General features: G+C 61.9%; 8 protein-coding genes. 7 read left to right on the top strand and 1 reads right to left on the bottom strand.

What is annotated here, in order from left to right; translation table 11 throughout:
* Positions 1-176 precede the first annotated feature (176 nt).
* The 7 genes from aspA (at position 177) to AC07SU_RS15180 (ending at position 12499) form a co-directional block, all read left to right on the top strand.
* The gene (gene aspA, locus AC07SU_RS15210; protein ID WP_123716599.1) at positions 177-1601 is read left to right on the top strand and encodes an aspartate ammonia-lyase; all 1425 of its coding nucleotides are present in this window, start codon (positions 177-179) and stop codon (positions 1599-1601) included.
* A gap of 393 nt (positions 1602-1994) precedes the next feature.
* A complete protein-coding gene (locus AC07SU_RS15205) occupies positions 1995-3440 on the top strand; it encodes an alanine/glycine:cation symporter family protein (RefSeq protein ID WP_494997503.1) in 1446 nt (481 codons plus the stop codon).
* 76 nt (positions 3441-3516) lie between these two features.
* Entirely contained in the window at positions 3517-4494 is a 978-nt protein-coding gene (locus AC07SU_RS15200; RefSeq protein WP_494997502.1) for an asparaginase, read from the top strand.
* 107 nt (positions 4495-4601) lie between these two features.
* Complete coding sequence (locus AC07SU_RS15195) at positions 4602-9203, top strand: hypothetical protein (protein ID WP_494997501.1); 4602 nt, start codon at positions 4602-4604, stop codon at positions 9201-9203.
* Between the two features lie 52 nt (positions 9204-9255).
* On the top strand, positions 9256-10248 hold the full coding sequence (locus AC07SU_RS15190) for an AraC family transcriptional regulator (protein ID WP_494997500.1): 993 nt from the start codon (positions 9256-9258) through the stop codon (positions 10246-10248).
* Between the two features lie 122 nt (positions 10249-10370).
* Positions 10371-11411 carry a histone deacetylase family protein gene (locus AC07SU_RS15185; RefSeq protein WP_494997499.1) on the top strand — a complete coding sequence of 347 codons (1041 nt, stop codon included), beginning with the start codon at positions 10371-10373 and terminating at the stop codon, positions 11409-11411.
* Positions 11408-12499, top strand: coding sequence for a polyamine ABC transporter substrate-binding protein (locus AC07SU_RS15180; protein WP_176994512.1), 1092 nt, complete (start codon positions 11408-11410; stop codon positions 12497-12499). Before AC07SU_RS15185 ends, AC07SU_RS15180 begins: the two co-directional genes overlap by 4 nt.
* Before the next feature lie 7 nt (positions 12500-12506).
* Here AC07SU_RS15180 and AC07SU_RS15175 read toward each other — a convergent pair whose 3' ends face one another.
* Positions 12507-14792: a hypothetical protein gene (locus tag AC07SU_RS15175; RefSeq protein ID WP_494997498.1), complete on the bottom strand. Its 2286-nt coding sequence runs from the start codon at positions 14790-14792 to the stop codon at positions 12507-12509.
* Between the last annotated feature and the right edge of the window lie 33 nt (positions 14793-14825).

Raw genomic sequence — 14825 nt, 5'->3', positions numbered from 1 at the left:
CTCCCGCAGGTACGCACCATTTTGGCACACACGCCCGCCATGATAACCGGGTCACACGCACATTATGCCGTTTGTGCATAGGTTAGTGCTTAACAGCATTGGCCCAAAAACTTCTACAAGCCTAGCATTCGCAGCGTTCCGGCCAGTTCCGGGTCCATATCGAGATGATTTCCGTCATGTCCTCCGCTGCATCTTTCCGCACAGAAAAAGACCTGCTTGGCGTACTCGAAGTACCGGCTCAAGCGTATTACGGCATCCAGACCCTGCGAGCGGTGAACAACTTCCGCCTCTCGGGCGTTCCGATTTCGCATTACCCGAAATTGGTGGTCGGCCTGGCAATGGTCAAGCAAGCGGCGGCTGACGCCAACCGCGAGCTGGGTCAGCTCAGCGAGGCCAAGCACGCTGCCATCAGCGAAGCCTGTGCCCGTCTGATCCGCGGCGATTTCCACGAAGAGTTCGTGGTGGACATGATTCAAGGCGGCGCTGGCACTTCAACCAACATGAATGCCAACGAAGTCATCGCCAACATCGCGTTGGAGGCCATGGGCCACAACAAGGGCGAATACCAGTACCTGCACCCCAACAACGACGTGAACATGGCGCAGTCGACCAACGACGCCTACCCGACCGCGATCCGCCTGGGTCTGCTGCTGGGCCATGACGCGCTGCTGGCCAGCCTCGACAGCCTGATCCAGGCATTCGCCGCCAAAGGTGTCGAATTCAGCCACGTGCTGAAAATGGGCCGCACCCAATTGCAAGACGCCGTGCCGATGACCCTCGGCCAGGAATTCCGCGCGTTCGCCACCACCTTGGGTGAAGACCTGGCCCGCCTGAAAACCCTGGCGCCAGAGCTGCTGACCGAAGTGAACCTGGGTGGCACCGCCATCGGTACCGGCATCAACGCCGACCCGCGCTACCAGGCCCTGGCCGTACAACGCCTGGCCGTCATCAGCGGCCAGCCGGTTGTTCCAGCCGCCGACCTGATCGAAGCCACCTCCGACATGGGCGCCTTCGTGCTGTTCTCCGGCATGCTCAAGCGTACTGCGGTGAAGCTGTCGAAGATCTGCAACGACCTGCGCCTGCTGTCCAGCGGCCCACGCACTGGCATCAACGAGATCAACCTGCCGGCACGCCAGCCAGGCAGCTCGATCATGCCCGGCAAGGTCAACCCGGTGATCCCGGAAGCCGTAAACCAAGTGGCATTCCAAGTGATCGGCAACGACCTGGCCCTGACCATGGCAGCCGAAGGCGGCCAACTGCAACTGAACGTGATGGAACCGCTGATCGCCTTCAAGATCTTCGACTCGATCCGCCTGCTGCAACGTGCCATGGACATGCTGCGCGAACATTGCATCACTGGCATCACCGCCAACGAAGCCCGCTGCCGCGAGCTGGTGGAGCACTCCATTGGTCTGGTCACCGCGCTGAACCCGTACATCGGCTATGAAAACGCCACCCGCATCGCCCGTATCGCCCTTGAAAGCGGCCGCGGCGTGCTGGAACTGGTGCGCGAAGAAGGCTTGCTCGACGACGCCATGCTCGACGACATCCTGCGCCCCGAAAACATGATTGCCCCACGCTTGGTTCCACTGAAGGCCTAAGCGTTTGTTGCACCGCTCACCAGGTTGAGGGACTAGACACCTCTCACCTTTTGAGGGCCTGAAGGCTCGTTCTTCAGGCCCTTTTTTTTGCCTCAAGGTTGTGAAATGACGCTTATAAAAAATCCAATATCGCCCTGCAAACCCACTCCCCCCGCCACAGCTCGGCTGAAACCTTTAATCGCCCCGTGCAGACGGATCACGCTCGCCTAGGTATAGTGCCGCCCCTCTTCGCGCCTGCGGCCGTCGGTAACGAGGCCCGGACACAACGCGAAAGCGCATGAATAACAACACCCGCAAAAGGATTGGGGTCCAAGCGTCGTGCACTGCCTGGTGCTGAGCGATGCGTCGGACCGTCCTGCGTTTGCCATTAGAAAAATCAGCGAGGAACACTCCATGCTCGAAGTCATCAACGACTTCCTCTCAGGGAAAGTACTGATCGTGCTCATTGTCGGGCTCGGCGGTTATTTCACGATTCGCTCGCGTTTCGTACAGCTGCGTCACTTTTTCCACATGTTCTCGGTGTTTCGCGACAGCCTGAAGAACAGCTCCGACCAACTCAGCTCGTTCCAGGCGCTGATGCTCAGCCTGGCTGGCCGTGTAGGTGCGGGTAACATCGCCGGTGTCGGCATTGCCGTGACCCTGGGTGGCCCGGGTGCCGTGTTCTGGATGTGGGTCACCGCGTTGGTGGGCATGTCGTCGAGCTTTATCGAGTGCTCCCTCGGCCAGCTGTACAAGCGCACCGATGCCGAAGGCACCTTCCGTGGCGGCCCGGCGTATTACATCCAGCACGGCCTGCAAAAACGCTGGTTGGGTATGGTCGTCGCGTTCTTGTTGCTGGTGACCTTCGGTTTCGCCTTCAACGGCCTGCAAGCCCACGCCGTGACCCACTCCCTGAACAGCGCCTTTGGCCTGGACACCACCTACACCGGCCTGGCCCTGGCCGTGTTGCTGGGCATGGTATTCATCGGCGGGATCAAGCGTATCGCCTCGATCGCCGACCTGCTGGTGCCGGTCAAGACCCTGATCTACATCGCGGTGACCCTGTACGTGATCGTGCTGCAGTTCGACCACGTGCCGGCCATGCTCGCGACCATCGTCAAGAGCGCCTTCGGCCTCGACCAGGCCTTCGGTGGCCTGGTCGGCAGCGCGATCATCATGGGTGTGAAGCGCGGCGTGTTCGCCAACGAAGCCGGCCTGGGCAGTGCGCCTAACGTGGCCGCAGTCGCTTCCGTAGAACACCCGATCGCCCAAGGCGTGGTCCAGGCGTTCAGCGTGTTCCTCGACACCTTCGTGATCTGCACCTGCACCGCGCTGCTGATCCTGCTCTCCGGTTTCTACACCCCAGGCTTCGAAGGCGACGGCATTGCCCTGACCCAGAACTCCCTGGCCGCTGTAGTCGGTGACTGGGGCCGCATGTTCATCTCCGTGGCCCTGGCGTTGTTCGTGTTCACCTCGATCATGTACAACTACTACCTGGGCGAGAGCAACCTGCGTTTCCTGGTTGGCAACAACCGCAAGATGCTGATGGCCTACCGTGCAGTGGTGCTGGCGCTGATTTTCTGGGGCTCGATCGAGAACCTGAGCACCGTGTTCGCGTTCGCCGACATCACTATGACGATGCTCGCATTCGTCAACCTGTTCGCCCTGGCGTTCCTGTTCAAGATTGCCATGCGTATCCTGAACGACTACGACAACCAGCGTGCAGCGGGTATCAAGACCCCGGTGTTCGACTCCAGCCAGTTCTCTGACCTGGATCTGGACCTGAAGGCCTGGCCGGCCAACCCGGTGCAACCGCAAGCGGCCCCCTCGGCTGAACTGAACGCTCAAGCGCAACGCTAAGCGTAGATAGATGACACGCCGCCCGGCCTTGGGCATGCTCTGGGCCCGGCGGCGTTTTTCGTTCAGGAGAATCTCAATGTCAGCATCCAATAACGTCATGGTGCTCTACACCGGCGGCACCATCGGCATGCAGGCCAGCGCCAACGGCCTGGCCCCCGCATCCGGTTTCGAAGCGCGCATGCGCGAACAGCTTGCCGGCCAGCCACTGCCCACCTGGCGTTTCCAGGAAATGACCCCGCTGATCGACAGCGCCAACATGACGCCCGCGTATTGGCAGCGCCTGCGCATCGCCGTGATCGACGCGGTGGACCAAGGCTGCGATGGCGTGCTGATCCTACACGGCACCGACACCCTGGCTTACAGCGCGGCGGCCATGAGCTTTCAACTGTTGGGCTTGCCGGCACCGGTGGTGTTCACCGGTTCCATGTTGCCGGCCGGCGTGCCGGACAGCGATGCGTGGGAAAACGTCAGTGGCGCCTTGCAGGCACTGGGCACCGGCCTGACGCCGGGTGTGCACCTGCATTTCCACGGCGCAATGATCGCGCCGACCCGCTGCGCGAAGATCCGCAGTTTCGGCCGCAACCCGTTCGCGGCGCTGAATCGCCAAGGCGGTGCAGCCCGTGCAGACACCCTTCCCCTGACTCTGGACTATCGCCTGCCCAAAGCCCTGGTCACCGTCGGCGTACTGCCGCTGGTGCCGGGTATTGGCGCTGCGCAGTTGGACGCCATGATCGGCAGCGGCATCCAGGGCCTGATTCTTGAATGCTTCGGCAGCGGCACCGGCCCGAGTGACAATGCGGACTTTCTCGCCAGCCTCCAGCACGCCCAGGAGCACGGCATTGTGGTAGTGGCGATCACCCAATGCCATGAGGGCGGTGTGGAGCTGGATGTCTACGAAGCCGGCAGCCGCCTGCGCGGCGTTGGTGTGCTGTCCGGTGGTGGCATGACCCGCGAAGCGGCGTTCGGCAAGCTCAATGCGCTGCTCGGCAGCGGGCTCGACATTCAGACAGTCCGCCGCCTGGTGGAACTGGACCTGTGCGGCGAGTTGCAGTGAATACCCGCCTTACATAAGCACTACCGCACCCGGTCCGACGCTTCCTAGCATGGCAACGCCCAGGTTTTTACTGGGCCTGTTGCCATTCTTTCGTGCAAGGAAGCGTCATGACTGCATCCCCTTCAACCGAACCCCATCAAAGCCTCACTGACGCGCTGATCGCGCAAATGTCCACTGGCCCCGCGTTTCGCGAAGTGGCCGCCACCTTGCTGCGTGAGCAATTGCAGGCGCTGTACCCCACGCTCGATATCGACCCGAATACCGCCGTGGTCGGTACTCCGCTGTGGGACATCGAGGATGACCAGGTCGTACCGGCCGGCCGCCATTACCAGGTGCTCACCGACGTGCTCGCCGTGCAATCCGTGTTGGCAGTACCCACGCTCTACATCGAGGGCCAGCATTTTCTGACCCAACTGCCCGTCATTGAGCCAGCGATCCACCTGCCGGTGCGCATCCTCGATATCGCCAGTATCCTCAATACCCTGGCACCCGTGATGTTGCGCGGCTACCAACAGGCCCAACTGGAGTACTGGAACACCACCGAAAGTGACAGCGGCCCACGCTGGCACGGGCTATCGACCGTGCTGCGCGACCACTGGAACCTGGAACAAGTGCCTGGCTGGACCACGGCTGATTGCCAAATGGCACGCCAGCTGTTTCAAACCCCGGACGCGGCTACTCGCAAGCAACAAAACCCAAATGGCGCTCGAGCCTATGTGGTGGATGTCGACCAGATTGATGACGCGGGCAATACCTCCCACCTTGATGAAAACCTGATCAGCGTGCTTATCGGCAAACCGGAAGGCACCGAGGTGGTCCTCACCCATTCACTGATGGCGGGTTTCAAGAAGTACCGCTCCCTCGACGAACTGGGCAAGGACCTGTCACTGCCGGCGGTGTACAAAAAACTGGAGTGGCGCCTGGTCGAACCTGATGGTGATTTTTTCGACTACCTGGCCATTGCTTTCATCGGCATCCAGACCAAGGCGATCGGAGCTATCGACTTTTCCTACCTGCGCGAGCCGAACGTTTCACAGCACGTGCTGGCGCAACCGCCAACCCCCCGCGCCAAACGAAGCACACCGGCCCTGCTCGATTACATCCAAGCGCTCCCCGACTGGCTCACCAGCGCCACTGCGGCAGACCAGGCGGCGTACTCACGCCACCTCAAGGACCTGGCAGCCCTGCATAACGCCAACGAGGGCCGTACTTATGACGAAGGCATCAGCCCGCTCCCTCAATACACGCTCGAACAGCTCTGCGCGGAAATACTCAAGGACCACCCCGACGCACTCACGCAGTGGCTGAGCGACCTCGACATCGTCGTGCGCAGCCCCGTGGTCTGGGGCACATTCGCGGTGCCGGGGCAAATCGACACCACGGTGTTCAGCCTGGTGGAACTGGCCCTGCAAAACCTGATTGCCTTGCCGTTGGGCATCAAGTCCCTGCGCCTGCGAAACCCACACCCGCTGCCGGACTGGCTGACCGTCGAGTACCTGGAAGGCTTGATCAGCCGCGTGGACATCGGCAGCACCTACCTGGCGCTGATCCGCCGGACGCTGTTGGATAACGCTCAAGAGTCCGCACGCCGACGCTCGCTCTACGCCCAGCACTTGCGCATTCAACTGCCGTTATTGGCTTTGCAGTGCAAGTTGCGCCACGAAGATGGCATCGATGAACAAGGCTATGCGTATGTAAAGGCCGTAACACAGGCCGAGACCGCTGAACGCCAGGTACAGGGCCAGCGCATTGTGATGCGAGCGCTGGCGTTCGTGCCGACCCGTCGGCAGGGCAACATTGCCGACCAGGTCACCAATATGTTCGTGATCGGGCCGGAAGACCCGACCACCGGCCCCTGCCTGCTGTACCGGCCGCTGCTGGACAAACCCCTTTCCCAGTTCCCTTCGCAAAGCAACCTGCTCTATGCCTTGCAGCAGTCCAGAAGCCTGCGCGATTCGGTGCTGGCGTGGCTGCCGGATGACGTGCGCGATGATTATGCCCAATACGTGTTTCCCGGCGACCTGCCGTCGCCCTGGGCCGTGGTCGAATTCCTGGTAGACCCGTTCAAGCTATGGATCATGGGCGGGCCGCTGGCGCTCGGCCAGGAGGCCATCGAAGGCGACCTGCCAGACGTACTGTACGATGCCAATGCCAACGCGCTGATCACTCTCGCCGACCGGCAATCGGTGTCCAACGCCGAAGCGCGCTGGGCCACGTTCAAACGCGCCGGCTGGCTGATCTTCAATAGCGCACTGCCGTTTCTGGGGCGCACCGTCGGTGTGGCGGCCTGGATCTGGCAAATCATGGATCAGCTGCAAACCGTGGTCGACGCCCAGGAGCATCCCGAGCAGCGATCCACCTGGGCCGCACTCGCCGAATTGCTGCTCAACCTCGGCACGGCCCTGACCCTGCACAGTGTCACCCGCACCACACCACGCCGACCAACGCTCGGCAACACTGTGGTGGTGCCAAAACAACCCTCCCCTCCAACACCCGTCAGCATCACTCGACTGACGCCGATTGCCTCAGACGCGCTGATCGCCCATGACCAGCCCTTGCACGTCAGCGGCGCAGTCAACCGGGCACCTACCCGCCTGGCCACCGTGCTGGACAGCTTCATGGTGGCCAAACCCGACGCGCTGGGAGAAGTCCACAACGAACCTGGGGCTTATCATCTTCTGTATGGCGACGGGCAAAGCTGGTACGCCCCGGTGGCACATCGCTGGTTCAAAGTGTTGGTCGACGAAAACGACGATGTACAGATTGTCGACCCCGCGCAACCCAGTCGTACAGGCCCGCTGTTGATTCACAACAGCAGCGGTCAGTGGTTTATCGATACCCGCCTGCGTCTGCGGGGAGGCGGTCCCAAGCTCCTGACCGCCAAGGCCCGCGCGCAAGCCAGGCAAAAGGCGCAGCAATTGCGCGAGCGCCTGGAGGCCTTCGAAAAAGGTAAACGGGCCGCCCAGGACGCGCTGCAACGGGCCCGGCAAGCGTTGGACGCCGCGCCCTCCTCCTCGGCCGATGCGCTCAGGCACACCTATATCCAGACCCTGGAGACCCAGCGTACGGAATACGAGTCGGCCCTGCAGATGCTCAAGGAGATGAATGTCCACGAACCCAGCGCAGAGTACGCGCCCAAGGCCCTCAACTACATCAAGGCCCAGGCCAGGCTGACCCAGGCCGCGCTCAGCGATATCCTCGCCCGCTTCACCCCCAAGTGGCGCACCGTGCACGATCAGATGCAGCGCCAGATCGAAGTGCCGCAAGAGCGTCATATCGAGGACTTTCGCGAACTGCGCGAGCTGGCCGGCAAGCTGCTCGTGCAGTTGGACTACATGCACGGTCGCTTCATCCAACTCAAGGGCCTGGCCAGGGATGGTGCGCTGTTACTCAATACCCTCAAGGGCTCGATGCCGGTCTACACCCCCGACGACCTCAAGGCGATACGCATATCACTGACGCGCAACCTGTGCCTGCCCGAGACAAGCATCAAGAGCACGCCGCAAGCCTGGTTGGCAATTGACCAGATTGTTGACACCGCCGACATCGCGATCCAGTGCCTGCGCGACACCCTGGAGGAGCGCAGTGACCGACGCCTGGACGAACGCATTGATACCTTGAGCAGCCTGATCGAACAGTTTCAATTACTGGACGAGCGCCTGCAGGATTTCCCCGTGGAGTTCTCCGAACAAGCTATCACCGATCAACTGCTTGAATTGCGCGGGGAACTGAGCGAGTTCCAGCACCGGGCCACCAGCAACCTCGGCATGCTGAGCCTGGAAAGAACCGCGCTCAGAAACCGCCCCACCCCGCCGTCTACGCCGCCGCGCCCCAGGAAACAATTTATCCACACTCGCTACAACGGCCTGTTGATCGGTGAGCCGCGCCTGACCGACTTGGGCCTGGAAACCGGCCTCGTGGATATTCGCTCACCCCTGACCCAGCAGGTGCTGGCTACCTATCATGAAAAAACCAAGGGCGTCTGGGTTGTACGCGACCGCACCCCGCCGCCGTCGGCCGGGCCCATTGCCGTGGATCTGCAGCAGAGCATCAGCCAGGGCCAGCGCCTGTTGAGTGAGCTGCCCGCATTTCTCGCACGGGCCCGTACCCACGCCAACCTCGCTGATCGTGCACCGTTTGGCATCGAGCACTTGTACCACCAGCATGCCAATAGGCTGGAGTTGGCGCGTCACTCGATCGAACAGGCCCTGACGCAGCGCAACATCACCGACAGTGAAGCCTTGTCAGCACCGGCCAGCGCCGTGATCAAAGCCCTCGACGACGCCTTGGCCGACCTCTATCAGCAGAGCAATCAGCTGGTGCAACGCACGCTCAAGCTGCGGCCACCCACCGTATCGGGGGTTGAATGGCTCAAGCGGCACAATGTGATATCCATCAAGAAAACCGTGGCCCGCCGTCGCATCAAGTCCATAAACCCGGACTACCTGGATGAATACACCATCAGCGATCGCGTGACGGGGCAGGTGCTGTGGTACGCACATTTTCATTACAGCACTCACTGGACACCGGACAAAGCCTACCTGTCTGCCCGCCTGAAAACCCCGGACGAGTACCGCCTGGGCGCGGCTGCCGATACGGCCAAGGGCCTTGACCGCGCCCGGACCGTGGCGTTCTATCGCAGCGAGATAAGCCTGGAACAGGCCCGCGAACTGTTTTTTCAACGACCGAAGTCCGAGTCCGGGAACTGACACCCGGCATGTAACTTGCTGCCCGTAAGCCATACCCTCTACAGGTTTGCCCATGCTGCACTCACACCTGACCACGCTCAACGCCGTGTCCCTGGTGCTGTCCACCTTCAACGCCCAGGGTCTGGCGAGCGAGGTGTTGCTGGCCGGCAGCGGCATCGGCCTGACGGATCTGCGCCGCGCCGACACACGTATCACCACGTGCCAGGAGATGCGGGTGTGTGCCAACGCCGTGGCGCTGCGCCAGGACATCGGCCTGGAGCTGGGCCAGCGCATGCATGTGTCGAGCTACGGTCTGCTGGGTTACGCGCTGCTCACCAGTGCCACCTTAGGTGACGCTTTGCGCCTGGCACTGCGCTACCCGGCGCTGTTGGGAACACTTTTCGAGCTGCGCCTGATGGAGGACGGCGAACAGGTCTGGCTGACCGCCGGCGACTATCGGGAAGATCCGGCGCTGGCAGCGTTCAACGTGGAGTTTTGCCTGGTGTCGATGAAGGTCATCTGCGATGACTTGCTCGGCTGCGCGCTGCCTTTGCGTGAGGCGCGCTTCGACTACCCGGCGCCGGATTATCACGCCCGCTATGCCGAGCGCTTTGGCTGCCCGCTGCAGTTCGACGCCCCGGTCAACGGGTTTGCCTTTGACCAGGCATTGCTGGAACAACCCCTGCCCCTGGCAGACGCCATCACCCATCGGGCCATGGCCGACCGCTGTCGCAAACAGAACTCCGAGTTCACAGGGCGCCAGGCCTGGCTGAACCGTGTGCGCCAATTGCTGGCCGACCAACTGCATGCCGCTCCCGGCCTTGAGGGCTTGGCCGCGCAGATGAATTGTTCTGCACGCACGCTGCGCCGGCACTTGCAGGCCCTGGGTTGCAGCTACCAGCAACTGCTCGACGAGCTGCGCTTTGAAAAGGCCAAGCTGTGGCTCGCGCAAGACCAGATGCCGATCCACAAGATCGCCGAACAGCTGGGTTTCAGCGAAACCGCCAGCTTTCGCCACGCGTTTGTGCGCTGGAGTGGGGTAGCGCCCAGCCTGATGCGCCATTAAAGGGCGAATTACGGTCACGTTCTTTGGCCACATTTATCCCCTTCTGGCCGCTCCTGCCGTTTTCATGACTCGCGCTGAACGCAACACTGCAAGGCACAACAATGAGCCTGCGGGAGCCACCCATGCTGACGATCTACTCCGACGACCACCACTTGCACCACGGCCGCTGCGAACTGATGGACGGGCAACTGATGCCTTGCTTCGAGATGCCGTCGCGTGCCGACCATGTGTTGCAACGGGTCAAAGCCCGCGAACTGGGCCCAGTGCAGGCTCCCCAGGACTTCGGCCTGGCACCGCTGCAGCGCATCCACAGTCGCGACTACCTCGATTTTTTCAAAGGGGCCTGGGCGCGCTGGACCGAGTTCAACACGGACGGCGACCTGCTGCCATACACTTGGCCCACCCGCACACTGCGCCGGGTATTGCCCACCAGCCTGCATGGTCAGTTGGGCTATTACAGCTTCGATGGCGGCGCACCGATCACGGCCGGCACCTGGCAAGCGGCCTACAGCGCGGCACAAGTGGCGCTCACCGCACAGCAGGCCATCCAACAGGGTGCCCACAGTGCCTTTGCCTTGTGCCGCCCGCCGGGGCATCACGCCGCCAGTGATTTGATGGGAGGTTATTGCTACCTCAACAACGCCGCCATCGCCGCCCAGGCGTTTCTCGATCAGGGTCACCAACGGGTTGCGATCATCGACGTGGACTACCACCACGGCAACGGCACCCAGTCGATTTTCTACGACCGCAGCGACGTGCTCTTCACCTCCATCCACGGCCACCCAGAGGCGGAGTTCCCGTTTTTCCTGGGGTATGCCGACGAGTTGGGAGAAGGCGCGGGCGAAGGCTTCAATTTCAACTACCCGCTACCGGCCGGCTCCGGTTGGGAAGTGTGGAGCGCCGCACTCGACGCGGCGTGTCAGGAGACCGAACGCTATGACGCCGACATCATCGTGGTGTCCCTGGGTGTCGACACGTTCAAGGACGACCCTATCTCCCAGTTCAAACTCGACAGCCCGGATTACCTGGCCATGGGCCGACGCATAGCACGCCTGGGCAAGCCCACTCTGTTCGTGATGGAAGGCGGTTACGCGGTAGAAGAAATCGGCATCAACGCCGTCAACGTGCTCGAAGGTTTCGAACAAGAAGGAGCCACCCGATGAAGATGCTCGCCTCCCTGGCCCTGTGCGCCGCCGTGTTGAGCGGTGCAGTGCAGGCCGAAGAAAAAACCCTCAAGGTCTACAACTGGTTCGACTACATCACCCCCAAGGCGCTGGAAGATTTCAAGGCGCAGAACCCCAGGATCAAGTTGGTGTACGACATCTTCGACACCAACGAAGCGCTGGAAGCCAAGCTGCTGACCGGCAACTCCGGGTATGACGTGGTGGTGCCCTCCAACGTGTTCCTCGCCAAGCAGATCGAAGCCGGCGTGTTCCAGCCCCTGGACCGCAGCCAATTACCCAACTGGAACCACCTCGATCCCAAGCTGATGAAGCTGATCGAAGCCAATGACCCCGGCAACAAATTCGCCGTGCCCTACATGTACGGCACCATCCTCATCGGCTTCAACCCGGACAAGGTCAAGGCGGTGCTGGGGCCGAACGCGCCGGTGGACAGCTGGGACCTGATCTTCAAGGAAGAGAACATCAGCAAGCTCAAGCAATGCGGCGTGGCCTTCCTCGATTCGCCGTCAGAGATTCTACCGCTGGCCCTGCAGCACCTGGGCCTGGACCCCAACAGCAGCAACCCCAAGGACTACGTCAAGGCTGAAGCGCTGTTGATGAAGATCCGCCCCTACATCACCTACTTCCACTCCTCCAAGTACATGGCCGACATCGCCAATGGCGACATCTGCGTGGCCGTGGGCTATTCGGGCAGTTTTTCCCAGGCGGCCAACCGCGCCAAGGAAGCCAAGAACGGTGTGACCGTGGACATGCGCCTGCCTAAGGAAGGCGCACCGATCTGGTTCGACATGCTCGCCATTCCCAAAGGCGCGCAGAACCCGCAGGACGCCTACACCTTCATCAACTACCTGTTGCAACCCCAGGTGATCGCGCCGATCAGTGACTTTGTTGGGTACCCGAACCCGAACAAGGACGCGACCGAACAGGTGGACCCGGCCATTCGCAACAACCCTAACCTGTACCCGACCGAGGCCGCGATGAGCACGCTCTATACCCTCAAACCGTTGGGGCGTGACGCGGAACGGGCCAGGACACGGGCCTGGACCAAGATCAAGTCGGGCACCTAAGCCGGGCTCAAACGGCCAGGAAGACCTGTCGCCCCGCGGCATTGGTGATCGGGCCACGATAGACCTTGCGCCCGGTCTCACGCTCGTACTCGCGGCCCAGTCTGCGCTGGGCCGCTGTTTTCAGGTGAGCAGCCGTGGGTTGGTCGCTGGCGGCCTCAACGCTGGGGTAATGAAAGTGGGCGTACCACAAGGGCTGCCCCTTTTCGGTGAGGTCCAGCACCTCGTATTCCTGCAAGTAGTCCACCACGCCATCGATGGTTTCCGGCACGCGGCCACCGACCCGCTGGATACGGATCACTTTTTGCTCAAGCAAAAATTGCACGTCACCCAGTGTCGGCGTGGGTGTGTGCCGAGCCATTTCAATACGCAGGCAGCGGCCGTGGGCGCGCAGTTGTACGGCCTCGCCTCGCAACTGAGTGATCATTGGCGCAGCGCTGCTGGTGCGTTGAATGGCCTGTGCCGCGTCGTCGAAACGACGCGCGTTGCGTTCCAGGCCTTCCTCCACTTCTACCGCCAAAGTACCCGGCGCCTGGGACCGCCGGGTCGCGTCGCCGAGCAGCGCAGGCAAGGTGGCACTGAGAGCGGTGCCTGCACTGATTGCACGGCGCGCCGCCGGGCTCAATTGATCAATGTCACGCCGCAGCCTGGGCGCGCGTTGCAACTGCCAGCGGCCACGCGCGTCCGGAGCAAGGCCGGGCCCGTAGGCTGTCGGCTGTTCGGGGTTATCGACGATTCGGTGCTCCACGAAGTTGATGTTCACGACGGGTGCAAACCGGTTATTCGATAAAACATTGAAGTGGTTTTCGTCTTTGTTGTAGATGAGCACATTGCCTACGCGATGAAGACCTTTGTGAACCCCTTCACCAATCGGCTGGCCCAGTGGCAACGGTAGCGGGCGTTTCAATTCGGCCAAGCGTTGTTCCTGCTTAACCGACAACGCCTTGCGAGCCCCGGCCCAGGCAGTATCCATCCGCTTGACCCTGGGGTGTGCATTCGCAACCTCGCCGGGATGCGCTGTGCCTGGGCACACCAGCAGCAGCGCCAGGTTACGTAGCAGGCTGACCTCACAGCGCCAGCCCCGCTCAGTGTCGCAGGCCCCCTGAAGGTTGCCGCTCACTTGCTTGAGACGCGCGAGGGTATCCAGGGGATGCTCGAACAGCGGCAACCATCGCGAGACGCTGGCGTGGTACAGCACGCTGAACGGATCCTCCAGCGGCGCCCCGGCCTGCGGCGCGAGCATCACCTGCTCGATGACCTGTTGCGCCTCGGGCCGCAGCACCAGCCAGGGACCTTGCAGGGTCGTCGGCGGGCCCAGCAGATAACCGCTGCCATCGAGCAGCGGCATGATCCCCATGGCGACGCCACGCAGCCGCCGGTGCACGGCAAAGGTATTCACCGCTGCGCGCACCGTTCGATACCCCTCATGGGTGACATTGGCCTCATTGCGCAGGCTGCATTCCAGGGCCAGGCGACGCAGCTGAAGAGCCAACTGCCGGCTAAACAAAGCCTGTGCCTGTTCCGCGTCAGCCTCCAGTGCGCCGGCGCCCCTGGATTTCTCGTTGAACCGCGCCAGCGCTTCCAGCCACTGGCTATAAGCCAAGCGGCCGGAGGACGAGGCGTTTTTCAGCCACGGCGGCAACTGCTGTTCCAGCTCGAAACGCAGGCTGTCTTGCTCCGCCTGCAGCCCGAGAAAATCGGCAAAACCAGATGCCCAGGCCAGTTGCCGATCCAACGCCGCCAACGAGGAAAACGCGTCGGGATCGATCCAGGCGATGCGCTGCAACGCCCCCTCCAATGCACCCAGGGCGTACCCTTCGAAAACGTTATGTTCAAGGCGCTCTGCCGGTTTCGGCGGCACCGAGGCGTGATCTTCAATGTCCAGGCCTCGAGCCACGGTGAACGTCAGTGGCGCGTCGTTGCCACGGGTAATGGTCAGTGCCAGGCAACCGTGCCGGGTGGTGAGATAAACCTGCGGCGAACGCTCGCCAAGCTGCTGCTCGCGCTCGCCACTGTCGGGGTAGTCCAGGATCGCCTTGACCATTTCCCGCGAAGACGCGGTATTCAACGCCCTGCGAGCGGTGCGCAAACGCCGCTCCAGTTGCTGTGCCAGATGTCGCCAGCGGCTGAACCTGCGGGTATCGGCACCCGTGAAAAAAGCGATCAGGTGCTCGCAGTAGTGTTCGAGCACCTCCTGATAGTGCTGGTCGAAACGGGCTTGGGTAATCCCCAGCGATTGAAGCGTGGGGCGCAGGGCAAACAGTTGGCTGAGCTGCAGCATGAAAGGGTCGAACATGATCATTACCTTGGCAAACACAGGAAACGCCGG

The organism is Pseudomonas sp. GW821-FHT05H12 (assembly GCF_059419385.1).
This window is presented reverse-complemented; position numbering and strand designations above follow the sequence as displayed.